General features: G+C 33.4%; 25 protein-coding genes, 1 tRNA gene and 1 pseudogene. 15 read left to right on the top strand and 12 right to left on the bottom strand.

All coding sequences use genetic code 11. From position 1 onward, the window contains the following. Positions 1 to 43: 43 nt before the first annotated feature. The 6 genes and pseudogenes from AC3IPI_RS07555 to AC3IPI_RS07530 all read left to right on the top strand — a co-directional run bounded on the left by AC3IPI_RS07555 (position 44) and on the right by AC3IPI_RS07530 (position 4908). A complete protein-coding gene (locus tag AC3IPI_RS07555) occupies positions 44 to 1042 on the top strand; it encodes a TerC/Alx family metal homeostasis membrane protein (RefSeq protein WP_039112555.1) in 999 nt (332 codons plus the stop codon). A gap of 207 nt (positions 1043 to 1249) precedes the next feature. Next, a complete protein-coding gene (locus AC3IPI_RS07550) occupies positions 1250 to 1483 on the top strand; it encodes a hypothetical protein (protein WP_489158169.1) in 234 nt (77 codons plus the stop codon). Positions 1484 to 2174: 691 nt separating this feature from the next. Next, positions 2175 to 2816, top strand: a pseudogene (tssD, locus tag AC3IPI_RS07545) (type VI secretion system tube protein TssD). Positions 2817 to 2824: 8 nt separating this feature from the next. Then, a complete protein-coding gene (locus AC3IPI_RS07540) occupies positions 2825 to 3646 on the top strand; it encodes a hypothetical protein (RefSeq protein WP_489158167.1) in 822 nt (273 codons plus the stop codon). Continuing rightward, the gene (locus AC3IPI_RS07535; RefSeq protein ID WP_489158165.1) at positions 3616 to 4089 is read left to right on the top strand and encodes a hypothetical protein; all 474 of its coding nucleotides are present in this window, start codon (positions 3616 to 3618) and stop codon (positions 4087 to 4089) included. The genes AC3IPI_RS07540 and AC3IPI_RS07535 overlap by 31 nt, the downstream gene beginning before the upstream one ends. Before the next feature lie 189 nt (positions 4090 to 4278). Next, on the top strand, positions 4279 to 4908 hold the full coding sequence (locus AC3IPI_RS07530; protein ID WP_489158163.1) for a hypothetical protein: 630 nt from the start codon (positions 4279 to 4281) through the stop codon (positions 4906 to 4908). Between the two features lie 424 nt (positions 4909 to 5332). Here AC3IPI_RS07530 and AC3IPI_RS07525 read toward each other — a convergent pair. Continuing rightward, positions 5333 to 5414 (bottom strand) — tRNA-Leu (locus AC3IPI_RS07525). A 109-nt stretch (positions 5415 to 5523) separates the two neighbouring features. Between AC3IPI_RS07525 and AC3IPI_RS07520 the strand changes: the two genes are divergently transcribed. From AC3IPI_RS07520 to AC3IPI_RS07495, 6 genes are all read left to right on the top strand, one after another. Next, positions 5524 to 6915 (top strand): dipeptidase, encoded by a 1392-nt coding sequence (locus AC3IPI_RS07520; RefSeq protein WP_039116313.1) that lies wholly within the window; start codon positions 5524 to 5526, stop codon positions 6913 to 6915. A 719-nt stretch (positions 6916 to 7634) separates the two neighbouring features. Then, the gene (locus AC3IPI_RS07515; RefSeq protein WP_489158161.1) at positions 7635 to 8057 is read left to right on the top strand and encodes a hypothetical protein; all 423 of its coding nucleotides are present in this window, start codon (positions 7635 to 7637) and stop codon (positions 8055 to 8057) included. Positions 8058 to 8080: 23 nt separating this feature from the next. Continuing rightward, positions 8081 to 9043, top strand: coding sequence for a DUF6624 domain-containing protein (locus AC3IPI_RS07510; protein WP_489158159.1), 963 nt, complete (start codon positions 8081 to 8083; stop codon positions 9041 to 9043). 6 nt (positions 9044 to 9049) lie between these two features. After that, the gene (locus AC3IPI_RS07505; RefSeq protein ID WP_039116310.1) at positions 9050 to 9421 is read left to right on the top strand and encodes a BlaI/MecI/CopY family transcriptional regulator; all 372 of its coding nucleotides are present in this window, start codon (positions 9050 to 9052) and stop codon (positions 9419 to 9421) included. Continuing rightward, entirely contained in the window at positions 9418 to 10644 is a 1227-nt protein-coding gene (locus tag AC3IPI_RS07500) for a M56 family metallopeptidase (RefSeq protein ID WP_489158156.1), read from the top strand. The genes AC3IPI_RS07505 and AC3IPI_RS07500 overlap by 4 nt, the downstream gene beginning before the upstream one ends. A gap of 29 nt (positions 10645 to 10673) precedes the next feature. Then, positions 10674 to 11108, top strand: a complete 435-nt coding sequence (locus AC3IPI_RS07495; protein ID WP_489158154.1) for an energy transducer TonB — start codon at positions 10674 to 10676, stop codon at positions 11106 to 11108. A 185-nt stretch (positions 11109 to 11293) separates the two neighbouring features. Here AC3IPI_RS07495 and AC3IPI_RS07490 read toward each other — a convergent pair whose 3' ends face one another. Then, complete coding sequence (locus tag AC3IPI_RS07490; RefSeq protein ID WP_489158152.1) at positions 11294 to 12664, bottom strand: saccharopine dehydrogenase family protein; 1371 nt, start codon at positions 12662 to 12664, stop codon at positions 11294 to 11296. 208 nt (positions 12665 to 12872) lie between these two features. Here AC3IPI_RS07490 and AC3IPI_RS07485 point away from each other — a divergent pair, with 208 nt between their 5' ends. Together AC3IPI_RS07485 and pckA are read left to right on the top strand one after the other, a co-directional pair. Continuing rightward, the gene (locus tag AC3IPI_RS07485; protein ID WP_489158150.1) at positions 12873 to 13259 is read left to right on the top strand and encodes a DUF423 domain-containing protein; all 387 of its coding nucleotides are present in this window, start codon (positions 12873 to 12875) and stop codon (positions 13257 to 13259) included. An 82-nt stretch (positions 13260 to 13341) separates the two neighbouring features. Continuing rightward, a complete protein-coding gene (pckA, locus tag AC3IPI_RS07480; protein ID WP_489158148.1) occupies positions 13342 to 14943 on the top strand; it encodes a phosphoenolpyruvate carboxykinase (ATP) in 1602 nt (533 codons plus the stop codon). 194 nt (positions 14944 to 15137) lie between these two features. Here pckA and AC3IPI_RS07475 read toward each other — a convergent pair whose 3' ends face one another. Next, positions 15138 to 16196, bottom strand: coding sequence for a phytase (locus tag AC3IPI_RS07475; RefSeq protein WP_489158146.1), 1059 nt, complete (start codon positions 16194 to 16196; stop codon positions 15138 to 15140). Between the two features lie 67 nt (positions 16197 to 16263). Continuing rightward, on the bottom strand, positions 16264 to 19071 hold the full coding sequence (locus AC3IPI_RS07470; RefSeq protein ID WP_489158144.1) for a TonB-dependent receptor: 2808 nt from the start codon (positions 19069 to 19071) through the stop codon (positions 16264 to 16266). A gap of 298 nt (positions 19072 to 19369) precedes the next feature. Here AC3IPI_RS07470 and AC3IPI_RS07465 point away from each other — a divergent pair, with 298 nt between their 5' ends. Then, positions 19370 to 20470, top strand: a complete 1101-nt coding sequence (locus AC3IPI_RS07465) for a DUF4407 domain-containing protein (RefSeq protein WP_039116304.1) — start codon at positions 19370 to 19372, stop codon at positions 20468 to 20470. Positions 20471 to 20615: 145 nt separating this feature from the next. Here AC3IPI_RS07465 and AC3IPI_RS07460 read toward each other — a convergent pair whose 3' ends face one another. From AC3IPI_RS07460 to ruvC, 8 genes are all read right to left on the bottom strand, one after another. Further along, positions 20616 to 21326 carry a PH domain-containing protein gene (locus AC3IPI_RS07460; protein ID WP_489158142.1) on the bottom strand — a complete coding sequence of 237 codons (711 nt, stop codon included), beginning with the start codon at positions 21324 to 21326 and terminating at the stop codon, positions 20616 to 20618. Between the two features lie 70 nt (positions 21327 to 21396). Beyond that, positions 21397 to 21768 (bottom strand): MmcQ/YjbR family DNA-binding protein, encoded by a 372-nt coding sequence (locus tag AC3IPI_RS07455; RefSeq protein ID WP_489158140.1) that lies wholly within the window; start codon positions 21766 to 21768, stop codon positions 21397 to 21399. A 1-nt stretch (position 21769) separates the two neighbouring features. Then, the gene (locus AC3IPI_RS07450; RefSeq protein WP_489158138.1) at positions 21770 to 22210 is read right to left on the bottom strand and encodes a DUF4260 domain-containing protein; all 441 of its coding nucleotides are present in this window, start codon (positions 22208 to 22210) and stop codon (positions 21770 to 21772) included. Then, a complete protein-coding gene (locus tag AC3IPI_RS07445) occupies positions 22207 to 22608 on the bottom strand; it encodes a GNAT family N-acetyltransferase (RefSeq protein WP_039116301.1) in 402 nt (133 codons plus the stop codon). The genes AC3IPI_RS07450 and AC3IPI_RS07445 overlap by 4 nt, the downstream gene beginning before the upstream one ends. Beyond that, complete coding sequence (locus AC3IPI_RS07440) at positions 22605 to 23393, bottom strand: cyclase family protein (RefSeq protein WP_489158136.1); 789 nt, start codon at positions 23391 to 23393, stop codon at positions 22605 to 22607. The genes AC3IPI_RS07445 and AC3IPI_RS07440 overlap by 4 nt, the downstream gene beginning before the upstream one ends. A gap of 93 nt (positions 23394 to 23486) precedes the next feature. After that, positions 23487 to 24449, bottom strand: coding sequence for a D-2-hydroxyacid dehydrogenase family protein (locus AC3IPI_RS07435; RefSeq protein ID WP_489158134.1), 963 nt, complete (start codon positions 24447 to 24449; stop codon positions 23487 to 23489). Between the two features lie 151 nt (positions 24450 to 24600). Next, entirely contained in the window at positions 24601 to 25755 is a 1155-nt protein-coding gene (gene hemW, locus AC3IPI_RS07430) for a radical SAM family heme chaperone HemW (protein ID WP_489158132.1), read from the bottom strand. Positions 25756 to 25881: 126 nt separating this feature from the next. Further along, positions 25882 to 26436 carry a crossover junction endodeoxyribonuclease RuvC gene (gene ruvC, locus AC3IPI_RS07425; protein ID WP_039116297.1) on the bottom strand — a complete coding sequence of 185 codons (555 nt, stop codon included), beginning with the start codon at positions 26434 to 26436 and terminating at the stop codon, positions 25882 to 25884. Positions 26437 to 26559: the final 123 nt, after the last annotated feature.

Here is a 26559-nt window from a genome sequence, read left to right as displayed (position 1 = left end):
AATAAATCTAAATAAATAATAAATTTCAACTTAATAAACAATAATGAACGAACATCCCATTTTCTCAGAACATCCTGGATTAATAGCAATATTTGCAATCGCAGTAGTTATAATGCTATTACTAGATTTAGGTATTTTCAACAAAAAAAGTCATGTCGTAACCAATAAAGAAGCTATTTCATGGTCATTAGTATGGATCAGTTTAGCAATGGGTTTTAGTGGTTTAGTATACTATTATGCAGGTTCAGCTAAATTTTACGAATTTCAATCGGCGTATTGGATCGAGAAAGCACTTTCTGTAGATAACCTTTTTGTGTTTATCCTTGTATTCAAGTTTTTTGATGTACCAAATACCAACAAACACAAAGTCTTATTTTGGGGTATTATAGGAGCATTAGTCCTTAGAGCTATATTTATATTCTCTGGAGCTTTTTTAATCGAATTAACCTATTTAAACAAGCTTTTAAGCCTAGTTGGTGTCGAAGGATTTAAATACGATATTAACCTTATCATGACAGCCTTTGGATTATTCTTAGTTTATGCAGGAATAAAATCATGGTCATCAGGAAATGAGGACGAAGATGAAGATTACAACAATACCAGAGGAGCTAGATTAATTAGAAAATTCTTTAGCGTAAGCGATAAGTATGATGGAGATAAATTCTTTACATACGAAAACGGGAAAAAACTAGCAACACCACTTTTAGTAGTTGTAGCTGTAATAGAATTTACCGATTTACTTTTTGCAGTAGATTCAATTCCTGCGATTTTTGCAATCTCTAATGATCCGTTTATTCTTTATACATCAAACATTTTTGCAATTTTAGGTCTAAGAGCATTATTCTTCTTACTAGATAATTTCATTCATTTGTTTAGCAAATTACAATATGGTTTAGCAATAATCCTTGCTTTTATCGGGGTAAAAATGATTATTTCGCCATTCTACCATATCGAATCAATGTATTCGTTAATAGTTATTGCAGGTGTTTTAGTAATATCAGTTGTACTTTCGGTTATGTTTCCAGAACCAAAAGAAGCATAAACCCAATATATTTAAACATAAAAAAAGACCTCAATGAGGTCTTTTTTTATGCGTTATAATTTCTTGATTAAACATTTATCCTTTATCAATCTTTTGCTTAAGGAAATATAAAATAGACTTGAACCCATATATGCGTTCAATTACAAAATAAATCTTATGATTTTTGCTGTTATGATATTTTCATAGTCCTTACTAAACTTTAAAATCATGAGCGAAAATAGACTTTCAAAAGAAACAGAATTAAGGTTAACAGATTTTTTAAATAAATCAATCGACCCTAAAAGCATGGCAAAAACAATACGCCAAGTAAACTATATTCTTTCATTATGTCTAATAAGAGGATGTGAAACCGCAGCATCAGAAATAAAAAACATCGAAGACAATTTTTATTGGCTCAACAAATTAGCCGAAACCTTAGATCCTTATTTAGATGTGGAGTGAAGAAAGTTTATTTTTGCGTCCTGTTTGTCATTTCGAGGTACGAGAAATCTCCGCGAGTAACTCGACAATCAGGAAAAACTTTGCGTTAAATTCTTGCGGAGACCCTTCCTGCGTCAGGGTGACAAGATTGCGAGAAACAAAAAATATCTACATACAAGTTTACACACAAAACAACCACAAACTTTGCCAGGCTGAGCGGAGTCGAAGCCCCGCAAGCAACTCGACAATCAGAAAAAAATTTATTACTAAAGATTTTTTCAGGAGCTATTTCCTGCTATCATTCCAAATCTTTTTTATTGAGAAAAACAATAAAAAAGGATTTTCCCTTCTATCAGGGCTAGAAATTTGACTTTGCGAAAACACACAACAAATTAGCGGAAACCCTAGATCCTTATTTAGACGCGGAGTGAAGTTCTCAGTTTACACATAATACAACCACAAACTTGTCTTTCTGAGGAACGAAGAATCTCCGCTAGTAACTCGACAATCAAGAAAAGCTTTGTGTTAATTTCTTATGGGGTAGCCATTTATCCATAAATAAATTTAAATAAGAAATTAACTAAATTTTAAATCAGCAATTCTTTATTTGTATGAAAAACATTACTACATTTGAATACATAGGTTCTGTCACAAATGCTTTTTGACTTTAATAAATAATAGTTACGAATAAGAATATGGCTGCTTTAGGGACATTAAGATTAGACAATATAGAATAGAATACAAGCTAATCTCATTTAATTATACATCGACACAACCATTGGATAACATAGGTAAACCTTGCGGAAGGCCTACAGGCTGGATGATAGATTTAACGATTGAATCAGATAGTAATACTGCTCTTTTACAATGAGCGCTTAGCAATGAGGCAAAAGATGGCGTTATTACTTTTTACAAAGCCGATGGAATGAGTAAATTTAAAAAGGTCAAATTTGAAAAAGCATATTGTATTTCTCATCATGAAAAATTTGAAGCAAACGGAACTTTACCAATGCGCCAGATTATAAGGATATCTGAACCTAGACAAGAAATAACTAAAGAAGTGATTGTACCACCTAAAAAAGTAATACAACAAGAACCAGAGAAAAAAATTACTGATATAAAGTGGATGTGTGCAAAAATGATAAATTCTATTAATGAAGCAGGCATAGGCGAAAAAGCAAGTTTATTGGTAAAAACCATAAATTACAAGGAAGGCGAAACAATAACTATACTACTTTATGAAGTAAACGGAAATGACCTAGAAATTGACATTAAAGAGATTACTTATAGCGGAGAAGTAAATGCCGAAGGTATTGCTAAACTAAAAGAAGAAGTAAAAATACAAACCTTGTAAAATACAAAATGGAAAGAATTTTTAGAATTAAATCAGTTAACGGTGACACAAGATTTCAACACGTAACATTAAAAATTACCCCAAATGTCGATGGGGATTATTTTGACATACAAGGAAATTATTTAGGCTCAACAATAAACAGCCAGAAAAAATTTTATATTATTGGTCGTGATCCTTTAGGAAATCCATATTCTATGAATAACATTCCCGAAGATTTTTTCGACAAACAAGTTTCTTTTACAGGAACAGGAAATATTGTAAATTTAAGAGCTGGAACAAAGTACGGCATTATAATAACTGATTTATCTCTTCAAACAAGAACTAATATTGCTAAAAACGTTTATAACCATTATTATACTGAGGCAGGCTACAACTTAAACGAGTTAAAGTACAAAACCATTACTGATGCGACAAATGACCCCTCTAACACTGGATATGCAGTTACTAAATTTGGAGGAGTCACTTCGGATTCTGAATACTTGAAAGATAAAGAAGCAGATATCAGGATAGTTTATGGACACATAGGCTTGAATTTTGACACTGGGTATGACATAATGAGTGTTTGCGCTCATGAACATAAACACCTAGAAGAATTAAGACGATTAGGGGTGAAATTTTATGATGATGAATATTTCGAAGATGTCGCATATAGACATCAGGCATTTGTTGATAAAAACTGGAAATATGTTTCTATTGGTTTTAGAAATGCAATGGTAACAATGATGAATTTGAAAATGAAATATGAATCAGATTACATAAAAGCAAAAGGGGATATTGAACAATATAAAAATTTCAAAGGATGGAAAGCTGGAAAAAATATAACCTTATAACAAAGTTGATTATTATACTTTTGTTAGTAATGTCTTGTAATAATAAGACAGTAGAGAAGACTAAACCAATCGTTTGTGTTAATCAAATTTGGTATCATGAAGATAAACATTCATTAGGCTCGCCAACTGTAAATTTCACAATTAGAATTGAAGACACTATAATATCTAAAAAAATTAAATCGGGAAAATTAAATGATATTGTCATGTATAATTTAGATAAGCAATATAGTGATTTTGTTCATTTAGAACCATTTGAAATAGGAAGACAATTTACAGAGAAAGAAAATATATTTTCATTCAAAATATTAACTGCCCTTTTTGCAGATAGCCCTAACAAGAATAGACATCGATGGACGCCCGAAGAAATTAAAAAAACAATACAAGGTGATGTGGGCTTAGTTTTTGAAAAAGATACTATTAGGGTAAAAATGTGTGAAAAATAGAAAGAAAAATTTACAAACCCTCATCATTTTTAGACCCGATAGCGCTAAAATTCTTTCAGTGCCCAACATAATAACACACAATACAGATATTATCTATAAAACCAAAGAAATTTATCATTAAATCCACATTCCTTTTTTAATACCCTCAGAATTCCTATTTTTAAATAATAATATTTAATCAAACAAAAAATGAAAAAGGAAATTCTGGAGCAAATAAAAAGATTAGGCGGAAATATCGACAATGTAAAAGGCAAATCACTTCAGGAAGATTTACAATCCATAACTTTTGATACCGTTTTGTATCAGCGACCAACAGATACACCTTGGGCAACCGCCGAAGAAGAAGAACCCATTTACGGAATAAGCGATTTTATCAACGAAAACGAAGCTCTTTTTAGAGAAAACAAAGAAGATTTTTACGATGCAATAATTCAAAAATATTTCAGATTAACAGATGAAGGATTCGGTCAGATGTTTTGGCAAGTTTCTCCTTTTACCCCTTTTAAAGAAGACACAGAAGATTTCGCCGAATGGAACGAAGATTTTAAAGATGAAGATACCGATTTAAGCGAAATCATTAAAGTAACAAATGACACAACACCCGATTTTATTCTGCTTATTTCAAGTTATGGTTTTCCAGACCACTATTATATATGTTTATCCGATCCAAATCCTGAAAACCCAACATTATTTGGTACAGATCACGAAGTTTTTTTCAGAGAAGTTTCTAACCAAGGAAACTTAGAAGATTTCCTAAACACTTTTATGACAAAAGAAGAATTGCTGGAGATTATAAAGAAAAGGATTGAACATGCTTAAATGAAAACAAAGCCTTTGTTTGGTTACGCATAAAATAGAACGCTGATAAAACGGATTTACTACCGCGAAAACGCAGCCCGTGCAAATTGTTACGCATAAAATAGAATGCTGATAAAACGGATTCGCTATCGCGAAGACGCAGAAAAAGACGGATTTAATAATGTTAAATAAAAAATCCGTGGTTAATCCGCGTCTTTACAGAGTAAATCCGTTTCATCAGCGTTACTTTTTTAAGGACAAACTAAGTTGAAGCTATTGATTAAACTTTGCGAACCTTTCTTTTATACTTTGCGCACTTTGCGGTAAATTTTTTTACTCAATCACCATCTTTTGAATATTGACCTATAAAAACCAATAATTCAGCAAAGTAAAGACATAAAAAAAACCCTTAAAACTATATTTTAAGGGTTTTTAAAGTAAGTAGTGCGGATAATAGGACTCGAACCTACACGCCTTGCGGCACCAGATCCTAAGTCTGGCATGTCTACCAATTTCACCATATCCGCTCAATTGTGGGTGCAAAGATAATCATAACTTCTAATTTTCAAAGCTTTTTTGAAAAAAAATATTAATTCTATTTTTCGTATTTTTGAAATTCTATAAAAATCAATTTAAATGGACACTATAAAAGCATACGTTCAAGAACACAAAGAACGCTTTATCAATGAGTTAATCGAATTATTAAAAATTCCATCTGTAAGTGCAGATACTGCATATTCTCAAGATGTAATTGACACTTCCGAGGCTGTAAAAGCAAGTTTAGAGAAAGCCGGATGCGATTTTGTCGAAATTTGCGACACTCCGGGGTACCCAATTGTCTATGGAGAGAAAATAATCGACCCAAATTTACCTACCGTATTAGTTTACGGACATTATGATGTTCAGCCACCAGATCCAATGGAATTATGGACATCTCCCCCATTTGAACCAGTTATCAAAAAAACCGAAATTCATCCAGAAGGAGCAATATTTGCTCGTGGTGCTTGCGACGACAAAGGGCAAATGTACATGCACGTAAAAGCATTAGAATATATGGTACAAAGCAACACTTTGCCTTGTAACGTAAAATTCATGATAGAAGGTGAAGAAGAAGTAGGATCTAAAAGTTTAGGTTGGTTTGTAGAGCGCAATCAGGAAAAACTTAAAAACGATGTGATATTAATTTCAGACACTGGAATGATTTCAAATCAGCAACCATCTATCACAACAGGATTACGTGGTTTAAGTTATGTAGAGGTAGAAGTTACAGGACCAAACCGCGATTTACATTCAGGTTTATATGGTGGTGCAGTTGCAAACCCTATTAACGTACTTGCCAAAATGATTGCTTCATTACACGACGAAGACAACCATATTACAATTCCAGGATTCTACGACAATGTCGAAGAATTAACGCTAGAAGAAAGAGCCGAAATGGCAAAAGCACCATTTAGCTTAGAGAAATACAAAAAAGCCTTAGACTTAAACGATGTTTATGGAGAAAAAGGATATGTAACCAACGAACGCAACTCTATCCGACCTACACTTGATGTAAACGGAATTTGGGGCGGATATACAGGCGAAGGAGCTAAAACGGTTATTGCAAGCAAAGCTTTCGCAAAAATATCTATGCGTTTAGTTCCAAACCAAGATTGGGAGCACATTACCGAGTTATTCTCAAAACACTTTACAAGCATTGCACCAGCAGGCGTTACTGTAAAAGTTACTCCACATCACGGTGGTCAGGGATATGTAACCCCAATAGATAGTATTGGTTACAAAGCGGCAAATATGGCTTACACCGAAACTTTTGGAGTTCCTGCAATTCCTGTTCGTTCAGGCGGAAGTATTCCGATTGTAGCATTATTCGAAAAAGAACTAAAAAGCAAAACAATCCTTATGGGCTTTGGTCTTGATAGCGATGCGATTCACTCACCAAACGAACATTTCGGAATTTTCAATTACCTAAAAGGAATCGAAACTATTCCGTTGTTTTACAAATATTTTGTAGAGCTTTCTAAAAAATAAGCTAATCGTAAGATCTAAATAATGCAGAAATCTTTGTCAAAGTTTTGAACTTTGACAAAGATAAAACTCCAAAATCCGTTCAGCAATGAGCGGATTTTTTTATGGGCGTTCCCTACGGTCGGGCTATACGCTATATCTTTTTATTTTGAAAGAAAAATAAAAAGGATATCACTTCTATCCCTAACGCTTAAAAAAAGGTTCAAAGGTTCTGACGTGCAAAGGGACAAAGGTTTTTAGCTTCTTACGCTGGCGTCTCGCTCATGACTATTTTGTAAATCAACACAAGTTTTAGACACACATTAAAAAAATTCTGTTTCTGCTCATGAGCGAGACGCTCGCGTCAGCAAGAGCGTCTCTACTGCTAACGCGAGCGTCCCGCTCGTGACCGTTCCATAAATCAACATCTAGTTTCCGACATACAGTAAAAAGATTCTGTTTGTGTTCACGAGCGAGACGCTCGCGCCAGCAAGTGGATTTTTTTATGGGGGTTCTCTCCGATCGTCCCAAAGGTTCGGAACTGAATAGCTGGATTTAAAATTTCTACCATTTTTGGTACTCACAATACCTTTGCCTCTTAGCTCCTTTGAACCTCTATTCCTTTTACCTTTGTCCCTTTGCACCTCTAAACCTTTGACCCTCAAAAAAATAATTTTGGAAATTAAAAAATTAACTCTACATTTGTAGAGCAAGATGTTGTCTTGTAGAGCAAAATAAGTTTTATGAGTAGATATATCCTATTATTAATTTACATAACACTGCTTTCTGGATGCAAGAGCAATCCAATTAATCAGAAGATTAACAAAAAGAAAGAAGGCGTTTGGATAGACAGTTACACACAAGATAGTATTACATACAAAACATTTGAATACTATCGGAAAGACGAACCCGTAAAAAAATGGAAATCTTACGTAAACAATACGCTATATAAAACAGAAAAATATCAAGGCAACAGTTGTAAAGTCAAATATTATTATCCGAATCGAAAATTACAATCAAAAGGAAAAACCAAATTAGAAAAGAGTCAAGAACAAATACATTGGTTTTATTATAACGATTGGAAATATTACGACACAGCAGGCAAACTAATCGAAATAAAAAAATACAACAACGGAGAATTAACGTCTACTACAAAAAACAAATAACCAAAATTTCTATTTTAAAAATTATGAAAAAAATAAGTGCCATTTTTTTATTCCTGTTGGGTATTACTTCCTTACAAGCACAATCCTACAAAGAATATATCCAAAAAGCTGACTCCTGTTACAAAGGAAAAGATTACAAATCATCTGTTACATATTATGAAAAGGCATTTAAACTAGAACACAAAAATTCGACACAATTATACAATGGAGCATGCTCAGCAGCAAGGTCATTAGAAACTAAAAAAGCATTCGAATGGTTAAACTTAGCAATCGATAATGATTATGAAAATTTATACCATCTAAAAAAAGATAATGACTTAACAATATTGCATCCCGAGAAGGAATGGCAAAAAATAATAACCAAACTTCAAAAGAAACTTAACATCATCGAAGCAAATTATGACAAACCTCTGCAAGAAGAATTACTCTCTATTTTTGAAGAGGATCAAAACATAAGAAAGGTATTCATGACAATATATAGAAGCCCAAATTATGATAAGAAAAAAATAGATAGCATTGGTAAAATCATAAATTATAAAGACAGCCTGAACCTAATTAAAATATCCAAGATACTTGATGAAAAAGGATGGATCGGTGAAAACGTTGTGGGCAGTCAGGCAAATCAAACTTTGTTTCTGGTAATACAGCATTCAGACTTAGAAACGCAACAAAAATATTTACCCATGATGAGAGACGCTGTCAAAAAAGGAAATGCAAAAGCAAGTTCTTTAGCATCACTAGAAGACCGCATCGCACTAAGAGAAGGGAGAAAACAAATTTACGGAAGCCAACTTGCCAAAAATCCAGCAACAAACAAGCAATACATTTCACCATTAGAAGACCCCGATAATGTAGACAAAAGACGCGCAGAAGTTGGTTTAGGAACCATAGCCGAATATGCTCAAAAATGGGGAATTGTTTGGGATGTAGAAGCCTATAAAAAGGAATTACCAGAGTTAGAAAAATTAGAAAAAATTAAAAAATAACCCACAATGCAACTAACCAACTCCGAAGAACAATTAATGCAACACCTTTGGCAACTAAAAAAGGCGTTCATGAAGGATTTACTCGAAGCATATCCTGACCCAAAACCGGCTACAACAACCGTTGCCACTTTATTAAAAAGAATGATCGACAAAAAATTTGTTGCTTACAACGAATTTGGAAACTCAAGAGAATACTATCCATTGGTCAAGAAGACCGATTATTTCTCTAAACACGTAAACGGATTGATTAGTAATTTCTTTAACAATTCGGCATCGCAATTTGCTTCTTTCTTTACTACCGAAACCAATTTATCGACTTCGGAACTGGAAGAACTCAAAAAAATCATTGATAGTCAAATTCAAAAAAAGAAAAAATGATAGCTTATATCCTAAAATCGTCATTACTACTTATAATCCTGTTTATAATATATAAACTTTGGTTAGAAAACGAAAAAATGCATGGTTTCAACAGATTCTATTTGTTGGGTAGTTTAGTTTTTGGCTTAACCATTCCGTTACAGCTATTTTCATTCGATACAAAAATATCAAAAGCAATAAACGCTATTCGATTACCCGAAATAGTAATAAACAACAATACACAAAACCTAAATTCACTAACCAATAATCAGACAATTACTTATAGCTTACTTGCTCTATATCTAATTATTGCGTTATCACTAACCATCCGCTTTGTATTGAATCTGTATTCCTTTCATAAAAAAATAAAACACAACAAATCACAAATTATCAATGACCAAAAAGTGGTTTTGATTGAAGATTCCATATTACCACATTCATTTTTAAACACCATATTTTTAAACGAAAGTGATTTAAAAAACAATCTAATCGACACACAACTTATTGCTCACGAAACAGCACATATAAAGCAAAAACATTCGTTGGATATTATTCTTATTGAAGCAATACAAATCCTATTCTGGTTTAATCCAATCTTTATACTTTACAAAAGAGCTATCAAATTAAATCATGAATTTCTAGCCGATGAAGCAGTAATAACCCAATCAGAATCAGTTTCTCACTATCAAAACTTACTATTAAAAATGGCTTCCAACCAAAGCCAGATTGCGCTTGCAAGTTCTATTAATTTTCAAATAACCAAAAAACGTTTACTTATGATGACAAAAAAAGAATCCCGATTGAGAGCAATAGTAAAAACCTCGGTAGTAGGTTTTGTATTTGCTACATTATTTTTTGCTTTTAACACGACAACAATTGCTCAAGGAAGCAATCGAAAAGCACTGAACGAACCACCAACTTTCCTTACAGACACAACCGAAAACATTCAACAGCCAGAATTTCCAGGCGGAATGACAGAATTTTACAAATTCATTGGTAAAAACTTCAAAATTCCTAAAGATGCTTCTAAAAATAAAGTATCAGGAAAAGTAATCATCGATTTCTATGTCGAAAAAGACGGTTCATTATCTGATTATAAAATAGCTCATGACTTAGGTTACGGATTAGGCGATGAAGTTATACGCGTATTAAAACTATCTCCAAAATGGAAACCAGGCACATTAAACAATGAACCAGCGAGAGTAATGTACAAATTACCAATAACGGTACAAGAAAATAAATAAAAAAAGTAATTTAGCTAGAAAAAAAAAACATGAAATTAATAACAAAGCTAGATTACAAAGTTATTGTTCTTTTTACCGTACTGCTTGCTTTTAGTACAGAAGGTATCGCCCAAACAATTGAAAACGATGAACAAAATGAGACTCTTGTTCATCCTAGTAAATTTGAAAGACAAGCTCAATTTCATACAGGTATGAAAGGCTTTTACAAGATTTTCTACACCCACTTCAATGTAACTGATGCAGCATACGAAAACAAAGTTAAAGGAACACTTGTGCTTACATTTAACATAGAAACAGATGGTTCTTTATCAGATATTAAAGTCAGCAAAGATTTAGGCTACGGATTGGGAGAAGAAGCCGTTCGCGTTTTAAAAAAATTGCCTAACTGGGTTCCAGCTTTATATAAAGGTAAACCAATAAGTCAAATATTTGCGTTACCAATAGCCATTGACTGTACTGATTAAAAAACGCTCTTTTTATTAGAAAATAATATTTAGATACAATCATGAAATCTACTTTACAACTAAACCATAGGATCGTTTTCTTGTTTTATCTGTAAATAATAAGAAATAAAAAAATCCGCTTCTTTTTCAAGAAGCGGATCAAATAAAAAACTAAAAAAAATTCTAAAAAAAATTTTCAAAAACTACTAATTAAGAAGTTTATCGGGATTATATCCAAAATAAGGCATAACCTGCTCATGAAATACTACTCCGTATTCTTCTAATTCTTTTAAAATCGGTAAATACACCTCTTTATTTATTGGTAACTGAACTCCAGGAGTTGTAATCTTACCATTTAATATCAATAAAGTGGCCATTGCAACAGGCAATCCAACTGTTTTTGCCATTGCAGTATACGTTTGATCATCTCCAATGCAAACCATTTTGGAGTCTATTTGTGTGTCTACACCATTTAATTTGTATCCAAATTTATGGTACATCACTATCATATCTTTATCGTGTGGCTCTAAAGTCCAACTATCCGAAAGTATTTTTTCTAGTATCTGAGCTGGAGTAGCATCTTTTAATCCAACAATTTTATTCGCGTTAAACAAGTCAAGCTCAACAAGTTTGTCCCACATTATATCATCCTGATCTATTTTAAGAATCAAACGCATTTTTATTTCTACAGAATCAGTTGGATGATAAGGCAAAAAAGAATTCACAAACTGACGATAACTCATGTTTTCGGAATCCTCCATTACATAACTATCATCTGTCATTCCTAATTGTACAAACATATTCCAAGCTTTCGAAAATCCAACTCTTCTTATTGTACCACGATACAAAGTAAGAATATCTTCAAGACCATAAATAGATCTGTATTTTAAAGAATCACGATTAGAATACGCTTCAAACTTTCCGTATCCTTCTACTTCAAGAAATTCGGTTCTGCGAAATAAATTGCAATACGGGATATATTTATAAGTTCCTTCCTGTATAAATTTGGCTGCTCCTCCCTGCCCTGCTAAAACCACATTACGCGGTAACCAACTAAATTTATAATTCCATAAATTATTATCAGATTCAGGAGCTACAAGTCCGCCACAAAAAGATTCGAACAATAACATATTACCACCTTTCTCCCTAATTTCATCGATTACCTTCATGGCACTCATATGATCGATACCAGGATCAAGCCCAATTTCATTCATAAAAATCAAATTATTAGCTTTTGCTTCCTTGTCCAATGCCTGCATCGCATCACTTATATAAGATGCAGTAACCATATGTTTTTGGTAAAGCAAACAATCTTTGGCAACTTCTACATGTAAATGAGCCGGCAACATCGATATTACAATGTCTGCCTTTTGTATCGCAAGCTTTCGCTGTTCTTCATCAAAAATATCCAATGCAATAGGAGTTGCATTAGGATGTTTATTCGTTTTCTTTTCGGCAAGAGCCAAAGACAAATCACCTATAATAAGATGCAGGTTCTCCTTTTCGGACTTATCCAATAAATATCGTATCAATGACGACGCTGATCTGCCTGCTCCAATGACTAAAACTACTCTCATATTTTACATATATAACACAAACATACAATAATGTTATATTCATAACAATTAAAAAATGTTAAAAAAATGAACTATACATTATTTTAAACCAAAAATAAGCAGAATTTATTTATCCTGAAGAAAGCTAAATATTTCCAAAAGTTCTCTTAATTTTTTTCCATGATGAAAGTTTTAAACCTATTTTTGTAACAACTAAAATAATATTGTAATGGATAAAAAAATAATTGCAACAGGTGCTTTTTTAGGAATGTTAGCTATCATTTTAGGAGCTTTTGGAGCTCATGCTCTAAAAAAAGTTTTATCAATAGAAGAACTTGTAACTTTTGAAACTGGTGTACGTTACCAAATGTACCATGCACTATTTTTATTCTTTGTAGCCACAAGAAAAGAACTTTCACAAAAGACATTAAAGGTTATTTACAATCTTGCTGTAGCTGGTGTTATATTATTTTCGGGTTCAATATACTTACTTGCTGCGAATAACCTTACAACTTTTGACTTCAAAATTATCGGATTCGTAACGCCAATAGGCGGACTCCTATTAATTCTTGCTTGGACTGTACTATTTGTTAAAATTATTAAACAAAAGTCATAAAATTCGTTATATAAAATTTTATCTGAAATATAATATCTAATTTTACAGTCTATAAAGTAAAACATACACAACTTATAAATTTATGGACAATCAAACGTTATCTACGCAATCGATTTCGCTAAATGAGTTAGGGATTAAAAATGCAACAATTCATTATCAGTTATCAGCTGACGAATTACACAACATTACGATACAATCAGGTCAAGGTGTGGAGGACTCAACAGGTGCATTAGCAATTAATACTGGTACATTTACAGGACGTTCGCCTCAAGATCGTTTTATTGTAAAGGATAGTATTACAGAAGACCAAGTTTGGTGGGGAAAAGTAAACATTCCTTTTGAACCAGCTGCCTTTGAAAAATTATACAACAAGGTAACTCAATATTTATCTAACAAAGAAGTATTTGTTAGAGATTCTTACGTTTGTTCAGACCCTAATTACAGATTAAATGTACGTGTTGTTACTGAGACAGCATGGTCTAACTTGTTTTGTTACAATATGTTTTTGAGACCAGAAGCAGAAGAATTAGCAAACTTTACTCCAGAATGGACAGTAATTTGTGCTCCTAGCTTCATGGCAGATCCTGCTGTAGATGGAACAAGACAAAGCAATTTTGCAATTTTGGATTTTACAAAAAAAATTGCTCTTATTGGCGGAACAGGATATACAGGAGAGATGAAAAAAGGAATTTTTTCGGCTTTAAACTTCATCTTGCCAGTATTTAAGAACACATTACCAATGCACTGTAGTGCTAATGTTGGTAAAGAAGGTGATACAGCTATTTTCTTTGGTTTATCAGGAACAGGAAAAACAACTTTATCTGCAGATCCAGACCGTAAATTAATCGGTGATGATGAACACGGATGGACAAACGAAAACACAGTATTTAATTTTGAAGGTGGTTGTTATGCTAAAGTAATTAACCTTACTGAAGAAAATGAACCAGACATTTTTAGAGCAATTAAAAGAGGTGCTTTATTAGAGAATGTTGTTTTTAAACCAGGTACAAACGAGGTAGATTATGATGATATCTCAATTACACCAAATACTAGAGTTAGTTACCCTATTACCCACATTGATAATATTCAGCCAGGTTCTATAGGTAAAAACCCTAAAAACATTTTCTTCTTAACAGCCGATTCTTTTGGTATTTTGCCTCCTATCTCGAGACTTACACCTGGACAAGCTGCATACCACTTTATTTCTGGTTATACTGCTAAAGTTGCTGGAACAGAAGCTGGTGTAGACGAACCTCAACCTAATTTCTCTGCTTGTTTTGGAGCGCCATTTATGCCGTTACACCCAACTCGTTATGCAGAAATGTTGAGCAAAAAAATGAAAGATGCCGATGTAAAAGTTTGGCTTATTAATACTGGATGGACTGGTGGAGCATACGGAACAGGAACTCGTATGAAACTAAAATATACTCGTGCTATGATTACTGCCGCTTTAAACGGAGAATTAGACGACGTAGCATACGAAAACCACGTTGTTTTTGGAATTGCAAAACCACAAAGTTGTCCTAATGTACCTAGCGAAATATTAAATCCTAGAAACACTTGGGCAAATCCAGAATTATACGATGTAAAAGCAAAAGAACTAGCAGAGAAATTCAAAGCTAACTTTGCAAAATTTGAAGAGTTTGCCAATGCCGAAATTATGGCAGGAGCACCATTAGCATAATATAAGGTCTTTACTAATTCAAACAAAAAGAGCTGTTCAATCGAACAGCTCTTTTTTATTTATACTTGTTTTTTAGTATCAGTTTTTAGTATCAGTACGCAGTGTCAGTATTCACTCTCAGTTTACTTACTGTATTCATAAAGGAAACCGTAACTTATGACAGCAACTGAGACTGAAAACTAAATACTGAACACTTATTTTTTCACTTGCGCATCAATACGTTTTTGTACTGAATCCCAGCTATAATAATGAAACGTCATTCCGTTGCTCATTGCCACAAAAAGACCATTTTTAAAAGCTCCTCCTAAATTTACATTCGTAACATCGGCACCATCGCACTCAATTGTCGACGTAGGAATCTCGGCAAGCAAAGGATACTTATTCGGATCTCCTTTAGCCCCTTCTCTAGGATAAACCATAAACGTATTAGCTTGTTGGTTAGAAACTAAAATATAACCCGTTGTTGCTGTTTTTTTATAAATTGCAATTCCTTCATTATCTGCTTTAAACTCTCCTTTTCCAAAAATAGCTAGCTCAACATCTTTTTGCTTACTCTCAGGATCAGCAACATATTTCCTGATACCAAATTGCTCATCGCAGTAATAAACCATTCCTAACTCATTATCTACAGCAATAGCTTCAATCTCTTTTTTCCCACTATATGCACCAAACTTGCGAACTACTTTACCACCAACTGTTCCGTTGCCAACATCAGTTAACTGATATTGCCACAAATAACTACCCGAAGTTCCTGATTTTCTACCTACAATAGCAAATATTGCGTTATCACTTGGTCGGGTGTACAAAGCAACTCCCATAGGATCACGCAATGTCTCTCCATCAAAAACAGAAATTCCACCATTATCTATAGGTTTTAAATCTGGTAAACTAAAAACCCTTATTTTATTAGTTTCTCTTTCGGTAGTAACCGCAACATCTATTTTTTTTCCATTAACAATTAAGCCATAAGCAATATCTACATTGTTAGGCCTTTTTAATGTTTCCGACTTGGTTATGATTTTACCTTTTAAATCAAAAGCATACAATCCTCCATCGGTATCTTTATCTGTACCTACAATAACACTTTTAGATGGATCTGTAGGATGTATCCAAATAGATGGATCATCGGTATCATGCGGAAGTGGTTCTGTTACCGCTGTTGGTTTAATAGCATCTTTACGAACTGGCGCTAACTTGCTATCGCAAGAAACTAAAATGGCACTCACTAAGAGTAATATAAATTTATTTTTCATGTTCTATTTTTATAAAAAATTGACAGGAACATTGCATTCCTGCCAATTTTAACTAATTCATTCTATATTAAAAATCAAATTTCAATCCTAAATTATAACGCGCTTGGTAATACTCAACCTGTTTAGTATGCGACTCTACACCTTGATAATAACGTAACGGCTGATTGGTTAAATTATTTGCTTCTGCAAAAACACGAATCTTAGGTGTAATTTTAAATGCTGCATTAGCATCTACAAAAAGTTGTTTATCATAATAACTATCATTGTATTCATTAGAACCTAATTCATCTAAATAATCTGAAGTGAAATTAGTCGAAACCCTAGCCGAAAAACGTTTGTTTTCCCATGACAATGACCCATTAAACATATGTGGAGATGTTCCCGGAAGGCTTATATTACGTCTTTCATTTCCTTCTGCATCAGCAATACCTTTGGCTGTAGATTTTGTGTAAGTATAGTTTAAATAAATCCCGAATCCTTTTAAAAATGGACTTGTAAAGAAATCTAACTGACGCTGAAATGCTACTTCAAATCCAAATACATCTACATTATCACCATTTCTTTGTTGTATAAGTGTCCAATTATCTCCCGCTGGAATTGGATTTTGTTGGTTAGGAAAATCCGCAGCAAACTTTGCAGTTGTATATTGATTATCACTATAAGTATAAATAAAATCATTTAGGTTTTTATAGAAAACACCTGCAGAAATTAAACCAACCGATTTAAAATAATTCTCGGCCATGAAATCATAGTTATAAGAATAAGTCGCTTTAAGATCTGGATTACCAGCTAATATCTGAGAATCGGCAGCAATATTATTGATATAAGGAGCCAAAGCATAATAATTTGGTCTTGCTAAAGCTGTTGTAGCAGCAGCTCTCAACACTAAATCTTTGGTCGCATTATACTTAAACGAAATCCCAGGCATTACGTTTGTATAAGAATTTGTCGTGTTTATCTTTCCTTCTAACTCTTCTTCGTCCAGAACACGATTACCTGTATAATCAATATGCGTATTCTCTACACGGAAACCTAAAATCATAGATAATTTATCATTAAAATCTTGATCCCATCTTACATAAGCAGCATAAATATTTTCTTTGGCTTGGTAATTTACAGTCAAAAACTCAGCTGGATTTAATTCTTTATTAAACAAAGCAGGATTATTTAAATCCAAACCTCCCAAATACGAATTAGAAACAAACGTTCCCGGTACGTATTTACTCCCTGGATTAAATCCGTTTCCGTCATAATAACTAGTTTGAACATCAGCCAAAGTTTCCATTCCGCTTATTGGCTCATAAGAGTAGAAAATATTATCTCTCGATTTCTCTTTCATTCTTAATCTAAGTCCTGTTCTTAATCTTCCTTTTTCCGAAGGGATAATTGTAAAAGGAAACCTGATATTTACTTTAGCTCCAAATTCACTTTCCTTAGTTTCATCTGTATTTTCGGTAGTCGAATCAAATTTAAATTTATCTAAAGCTTCGCCAGTTGTTGTAACCAAAGGGAACTCTAAATCAGATAAATCTTGTGCAGTATTCAAACCTTTCTGACGGTATTCGATATAACGTTCTTGAGGACGATATTCTCTTGCTGTCGAATAATTTGCTGACCAATCAAGATCTAAACTAGAATTTATTAAATGTTCTCCACGCAATGCATAGTTCTGCACACGCTGATCTTCGAGTCTTCTGTTTTTATTGCGATTATTATCAACACCACCTTTTGTCTGACGCTTTACTCTCCCTGTAAAACCAGTAATTTGTTCGCCATTATAAATAGGTTTCATATCATCATAAGTAGTTCTATAACGATTCTCTCTATCATCTCTCCAGTTATAAATTCCGTTAAAAAAGATGGTATTGTTTTCATCGAATTTATAATCTAAAGCTAGAGCTGCACTTCTTCGAATACGTTGCACATCATATTTTCTAATTTCAGATTTACTCAAAAATTCATTCCCAAATTTGTCTTTAGTCCAGGCTGCTTCAACATTATCCGAACCATAATCTACATTATTATAAGAACCACTTACAACTGCTCCAAGTTTATCATCAAAAAAGCGATTTCCATAAACTAATCCTGCCGTATAAATAGGTTTATCTCGTATTGGTGCATAACCTCCCGCTACTGTTGCCGAGATTCTTTCGCCATTAGGAGTTGCTCTGGTAATCAGGTTTACAGAACCCCCGATAGCATCTGCATCCATATCTGGCGTAAGTGTTTTATTAACCTCGATTGTCGTAATCATATCCGATGGGATAAGATCCATCTGTACATTTCTGTTATCGCCTTCGGCAGATGGAATACGATCTCCGTTTAAAGTCACAGAATTTAATGAAGGAGCTAAACCTCTAATAATGATATTTCTTGCTTCTCCTTGATCATTCTGCATAGTAATACCTGGTACTCGCTTTAAGGCATCTCCAACATTGGCATCAGGAAAACGCCCCATTTGATCAGCCGAAATAACATTTCCGATATTCTTATTCGTTTTTTGTTGATTTAAAGCTTTTGCTTGTCCCTTTAGGATATCACCTACAACAACTTCATTTAATTCTGTCCCCGAAGATTTAAGAGCAAAATCTATCACAGCATTTTTCCCATCGGCAATAACTACATCTTGGATATTCTCTGTATATCCCATGTATTTTACTTTTACCTGATAAGATCCCGACATTACATTAAGTAATTCGTATCTTCCGTTATAATCAGAAATAGTATATTTATTCTGACCTACAATTTCAATCATTGCTCCTGGTAAAGGCAGTTTGTCGTCTGCATCCAATACTTTCCCAGAAACAATTCCTTTTTGAGCATAACCTACTAAAGTTATTAAAAAGAGAACTAATACTAAACAATTTTTTTTCATTTTGGTTTTGGTTGTTTTTCTATAATGCGAAACTAGTTGCTGCATATTAACTATACCTCCTGAAAAATTTAACATATCGTTATGCTTCTGCTTTTTAAGCCTATTTTTTTTACTTAAAAATAACATAGCCCCTTGAAAATATTGATTAAAATTAACATTACCAACGGGTGAAAGTGCTATCAAAACCACATTTGAAAAACTAAAATAGTGACATAACCAAAAACATATCAACTATTTACCTCAATATTAATTTTTTGGCGTTAAATTTGCCTTATCAATCAATCAAAAACAATCAATCATGTTGAAACAATTTTTTATCCTTTGCTCAGGAGCAGATAAAAATCTCCTCGAGGACTGTTCAGAAAGTGAACAAACCAAATATGTTGGTATTGGAGCTACCGTTTTCTTTACCGCAGTAATGGCATTTATTGCAAGTGCATATGCCTTATTTACCGTTTTTGACTCTGTATATCCAGCCATGCTTTTTGGATTTGTGTGGAGTTTACTTATTTTTAACCTTGACCGCTTTATTGTATCTACAATAAAAAAAAGAGACCGTGTTTGGGATGAATTCCTGCAAGCGACACCTCGAATTATTCTGGCGGTTATTATCGCAATCGTAATTTCGAAACCATTAGAAATTAAAATTTTCGAAAAAGAAATCAACACCGTTTTATTAAAAGAGAAAAATGCAATGGCTCTTGCCAATAAAAAAGAAGTTGGTAATTATTATAAATCCGATTTAGACAAGAACAAAGCCGAAATCGCTGGATTAAAAGCCGATATCCTAAAAAAGGAAAAAGAGGTAAATGACTTATATTCAACTTACATTACTGAAGCCGAAGGAACTGCGGGCTCAAAACGATTAGGAAAAGGTCCTGTTTATAAAGAGAAACGCGATAAGCACGATGCTGCTTTAAAAGAATTTGCTACGCTAAAAACTGAAAATGAGGCAAAAATAGCCGAAAAAGAAAAAGTTGCAAAAACACTCCAAGCCGATGTAGACAAAAAAGTAACCGAAACACAACCTATCATTGATGGTTTTGATGGTTTAATGGCGCGAATAAACGCATTAAACAAGTTACCTTGGATTCCATCTTTCTTTATTATGCTTTTGTTCCTTGCCATAGAAACATCTCCTATAATAGCCAAATTATTATCTCCGAGAGGAGAATACGATTTTAAACAGGAAGAGCTGGAAACAGCATTAAAAGCTACTCTGGAACAAAATAAATACCAACGTAGTTTATTAGTAAAAACCAGCGCTGCAATGCACGACAAAGTTTATGAGGATATAGCACAAGATAAACAGTTATACGACCTACAGCGAAAGAAAGCTACCGAACTCTTGGAACTACAAGCACATAGTTTTGTAGAAAAACAAAAAGCTACTTTATAGGAGTTTAACCGCAAAGATCGCAAGACTTTAAAACCCAAGGTTCGCAAAATTTCATAAAAAAACCAACATTATAAATGTTGGTTTTTTTTATGCTTTTTTTCTTTGCACCCGTTGCGTGGGACTTTCTGAACTTCGCGGTTAAATGCTACATATAACTCAAAATCTCTTTTTTGAATGCATCATATTCTCCTTGCATAATCAATCCGTTGTCTAATAACTTCTTGTAATTCTGTAATTTTTCAAAAAGCTCATCTTGCGACATATCACTTAATCTTCTCTCGCCTGTTGCGAATGAAGTTTCTTGAATTGGTTCGTTATAAATCGGTGCTGCTGGCATAATCTCAGCATAGTTCGTTACTTCTTCAGTTTCGATTTCTTCTACTGCTTCCTCTTCCTCTACTGGCTCAACTTCTTCTGGTTCTGCAACCTCAGCAACTGGAGTTGAAGCAGCCACAACCGGGTTTTTAAGTATATCCAATTGTTCTTTTGCGTAAGTGAAAATTTTTCTTGCCTGAATTTTAGGAATATAATCTATAGAAAACTGAATATCTGTTTTTGTAGAAAAAGAAAACTCTGATCCAAGAATATTTTCTTTTACAAAAGTCCCTACGATATCATCCCAGGTATAATCTGTAAAATCCATTGATAGTCCTAAATTTTTAGGCTTACATACAATGATTCGTTTGTTTGTTACTACAATGCTATCAGGAAAAACAGTAATTGCCGGTTTTTTTTGAACTGCAATGTATCCAATCTCTTCACCTCTCATTAATAAATCATTGAGTTTAGAAGTGATTTTTTCAATCGCTTTTGGGTCTTGTTCTTCGTTTAAAAACTTTTTAAATTGTTCTTTCATATTTTATAAGTTGCTAAGTTACAAAGTAACTGAGTTGCTAGTTTTTTCTCTTATGTTGCAAATGTAATGCCTAATTTTCTAATTCAATAATTTCATTCTGAATTTTCTTTGTCAAACTTTTGAAAACCAAATCATACGAATGGTCTATAAGTTCTTTTATAAAAGCCGTAGGCAAATCTCCATTCATAGTAATAGTATTCCAGTGTACTTTACTCATATGATACCCTGGTTTTATATCATCATATTCGGCACGTAATTCCTGAGCACGCTCTGGATCACATTTTAAATTTACCGAAGGAATGTTTTTTTCCCATTGGCTCAAAGAGGACAATGCAAACATTTTTCCGCCAACTTTAAACACCAATGTTTCTTCATCAAAAGGAAAATGTTCTGTAGTTCCTTTTTTAGAAAGACAATATTTATAATACGTTTCTAAATTCATATCATTTCTTATTTACCAATTTCTTCCGAAAAATATTTAAATTTTGGTTGTCAGTAACCCACTTTTTTACCTCATCAGAAGAAAGCTCTTTTTTGTTGTGGGTTTCACCTAAATGTGTGTACTTAAAACCTGTTTCATACTTTAATCCATAACCAAAAATACGATCCATCGAAGCATGAGAAAATAAAATAACTCCAATAAGCTGTACTGCTTCTAACTTTAAATAGCAGCCTAAAATATAAACCAAAACAGCAATTCCTCTATGATGGAATACATTATATAAAAAAGCACCAACTTTAGCATTTATGACATAACCTAGCATAGAAAAATCGGGCACTAAAATCCACACCAGAAACCACCACCACTGATAATCTAATAGGCTAAACAAATATATTCCGAGAACAAATACCCCTAACTCTTCTAGTTTTATAACTGTTTTCATAATACCACTTTTTCCATCATCTTCTCAGGGCTTTTTAATGCTGTAAACCCAAATTTGCTATATAAGAAATGAGCATCTGTCGTTGCCAATCTCCATATTTTAACCTCTTTTAATGCAGGTTCATTTATCATTCGTTCTATCAAAACAGACGAATACCCTTTTCCTCGATGTTCTTCGGTAATAAAAACATCCATTACATAAGCAAAAACTACATAATCGGTGATAACACGGGCAAAGCCAATTTGTTTATCATCCAGAAAAATCCCAAAACAAAACGAATTGTCAATCGTAGTCTGAACTTCTTCCATTGTACGACCCGCGGCCCAATAAATATCTTTTAAGAAATGCTGAATAAACGGAACGTCTAATTTGTTTTTATCAGTGCTAACTGTAATCATATTTTATATAAAATAGGTTTGGATGGACTTGCATCATTTTCAAACGATGCAATTTGCAAATTCAATATATAACTTCCGTCCTTTATTTCGTCATCAACATAAATCATTTCGGTAATTGTTGCATTCAATCTTGCATCTGCATTAAGTTTATTCACATCTTTTACATTCCAGAACGCTTTGTGTGCCAATAATTTCCCTTCATCATGTTCTTTATCTACACTTGGCAAATCAATTAACAAATGTTGTATTCCGCTTTCGCGAATGAAAATCGCTGCGTCTTCCGACAAATAAGGAGGATTCGTATTCGAATATTTTGCAGCTTTTTTAGACTTTGAATTTGGTTTCGTCCTGATAATTATTGCTTCCGGAGCTGTCCCATTGAGCGAATCCCGATAGCTATCGGGAGAAATCATCATGGCTTTTCGAACTTGCTCTTTAGTAATCACCAAATCTTCCCCTTGAACTTCTGGTTCAACCGAAACTAATTCGGCCAAAAAGAAAAACGTTTTTAGAGATTGATTAATACTATAAAATTCTCGTGTAATATGTCCCAGGCATTCGGTATGAGTACCATGTCCGTGCGGATTAAAGAAAATATTATTAAAGTTGGTAGATGATTTCCCTTCCGAAACCTTCCCTATCCAATCGCCAAAAACTACTGGCTCGATTACTGGTTTTTCGATATACCACGCAATCGGGTTTTCATCTGTATTTGTAAGCGGAATCGAAATATCGATAGGTTTTGATAAATCGATTTGATATTTATTGTCAATGAGTGCTAGCATAATTGAACGCGGATTTTAATTCAAATTTAAATAAAACAAATCACTAGCGATTCTATCTATCAAGTATTTTCCGAATGATTTAACTAAATCTTATTATAAAACTTCGGGATTTGCAATGTTTGTTGGATTGTTATTGATATAATTAATTACATTCTCAAAAGCTTTCTCAAAATAAAGTTCGTAGCTGTTTTTCTCGACATAACCTATATGAGGCGTACAAACAACATTTGGCATTTTTAGCAATTCAAAATCTACATCATAAATAGGTTCTTCTTCATAAACATCTATTCCTGCAAATCCTGGTTTTCCGTTTTTAAGCGATTTTAATAAAGCTCCTTTTTCTATTAATTCGGCTCTAGCAGTATTAATTAAAGCTGCGCTTGATTTCATTAAACTTAAATCGGTTTCCTTAACAATCCCGAAGGTACTTTCATTAAGCCTAAGATGTAATGTGATGATGTCACTTTGCGAGAAAAATTCTGCTTTAGAATCTGTTTTCTGAAATCCATCAGCAACAGCTTGGCTTCTTGAACTTTCACTTCCCCACACCAAAACCGTTGCTCCAAATACATTTGCATATTTAGCTATTTGTTGGCCTATTTTTCCATAACCCCAAATACCAATTGTTTTGCCTCTAATAGTCGAACCAATATTAGTCTGCCATTTTCCTTCTTTCATTCCCCGAATAGCCTGCGGAATCTGACGAACTGTATTCATTATTAATGCCCACGCAAGTTCAGATGGAGCTACAGGCGAACCAATACCTTCTGCAACTGCGACTCTATATTTTGTACACGCAGCAATATCAAGATGATTGGACTTTTTTCCTGTCTGACTTATGAATTTCAATTTAGGTAATCTCGAAAGCAAGTCGGCTGAAATTTCTGTTCTTTCCCTAATTAAAACAATAATTTCGGAGTCCTTTAATAACTCCGCCAACTTTGAATTGTCTTTTTCGGTATGGTTAAGAATTGTAACATCCAATCCTTTCAACATTTTGAAAGATTCTAGTTTTGCAACTGCATTTTGATAATCATCTAATATGGTAATTCTCATAATACTTTCGTTTTTAACCGCAATGATATATATTCTTTGTAGATTTTTGCAAATATAATTGGACGCGGATTTTACGGATATTCTAACGCGGATTTCTACAGATTTTTTTAAATCAGTGTTGCTTGCATCCGTTTTATCAGCGTACTAAAATTTATTCTAAATTTAAATAAAATAAATCACTAGCAATTCCATCAGTCAGGAATTTTCCTTTTGGTGTTGGTTTTAGAATATTATTTTCAATTGAAACCAATTCATCATTTAGAAACTTCTCAACTTGTTTATTTAGGTAAACTAGATAATTAGTCCCGAATTCTTTTTCGATTCTGTCTAATGAAACGCCCCAGATTGTTCGCAATCCAGTCATAATATATTCATTATAACGATCCGAAACCGAAAGAATTTCTACCTCATTTGGCAATTGATTATCCTGAATTGATTTAAGATAAAGTGAATTATTCGAGATATTCCAACTTCTGGAAACACCATCATAACTGTGTGCCGAAGGCCCGACTCCAATATATTTTTTACCCAGCCAATAAGCCGAATTGTTTTTAGAAAAGTAATTCTCTTTTCCGAAATTTGATAATTCGTAATGAATAAAACCGTTTGCTTCAAGCGTTTCTACCAAAATCATAAAATGAGCCGAAGCCAATTCGTCATTTGGTTTAGCAACTTTTCCTGTTTGTATTAATTTACTCAAAGCTGTTTTGGGCTCTACAGTCAAAGCATAACTCGAAATATGCGGGATTCCGAAACTCAATGCCGTTTCGATGTTATGTTTCCATTTTTCGTTGCTCATTCCCGGAACGCCATATATTAAATCCAAAGAAATATTATCAAAGTATTTAGTTGCTTCTTCCAGACATTTTTTGGCTTCCACCGAATTATGGGCACGGTTCATCATCTTCAAATCATCTTCAAAGAAAGACTGAATCCCTATACTCAAGCGGTTTATCGGACTTATAGACAATTCTATTATTCTGTCTTTCGATAAATCATCTGGATTTGCTTCGAGTGTAATCTCAGGATTATCGACAACTTTATAATTTTTATAAACTTCTGAAATTAAAAAATTTATTTCGTCATTACTCAGAACAGAAGGAGTTCCGCCACCGAAATAAATAGTTTCAATTTGGTTTTCATTTCCTGTGGAGTCGAGAAGTTCAAACTCATTTTTGCGCATGGCTATTTCTTTGGCAATAGCCAAAACCATGTCATCTTTCTTCTTCATCGAAGTCGAAAAATGAAAGTCACAATAATTACAAGCCTGCTTGCAAAAAGGAATATGAATGTAGATACCGGACATATATTAGATAATTAGGATAATGTGTCAATTAGATAATGTGATAGTTAATCACTAATAGGTTAATAAACTAGAAAATTAAATATTCGTAATGCAAGAATTATCTAATTTTCTAATTAACACATTATCTCATTTTTTTACTCGTTCCTCATTTTGTTTTACAAATGCATCCCAACCTGTATAACTCTTTGTTCCGATTACTTTTCCTGAGTTGAAAAAATGACAAACGGCAGCTGCCAAACCATCGGTACTATCTAGATTTTTGGGTAATTCTTTTAATCCTAAAAGCTGTTGAAGCATTTTGGCAACTTGTTCTTTACTAGCATTTCCGTTCCCTGTAATTGCCATTTTTATTTTTTTAGGTTCATATTCCGTTATCGGAATATCTCTCGAAAGTCCTGCTGCCATTGCAACTCCTTGTGCTCTTCCTAACTTAAGCATCGACTGAACGTTTTTACCAAAGAAAGGAGCTTCAATTGCGATTTCGTCTGGATGATGTGTTTCGATTAATTCGATGGTACGTTCAAAAATGATTTTTAGTTTCTGATAATGATTGTCATATTTGGACAATTGCAATTCGTTAAGCTGCAAAAATTCCATTTTTTTATTGACGATTTTTATCAATCCAAAACCCATTATCGTTGTTCCTGGGTCGATTCCTAATATGATGCGTTCTTTTGTCATTATTTATTTTGGTTACACAAAGTTTCGCTAAGTTTGTTTTTTATCTCTCTGTGTAACTTTTGAGATTACTTTGTGAATCTTTGTGAAATAGCTTTTTTACAATAGTTTCCTTTACTTTGCAGC

The sequence above is a fragment of the Flavobacterium sp. GL_143 genome, assembly GCF_057834355.1.
Note: the sequence above shows the minus strand (reverse complement) of the source record. Positions and strands in the feature narration are given on the sequence as shown.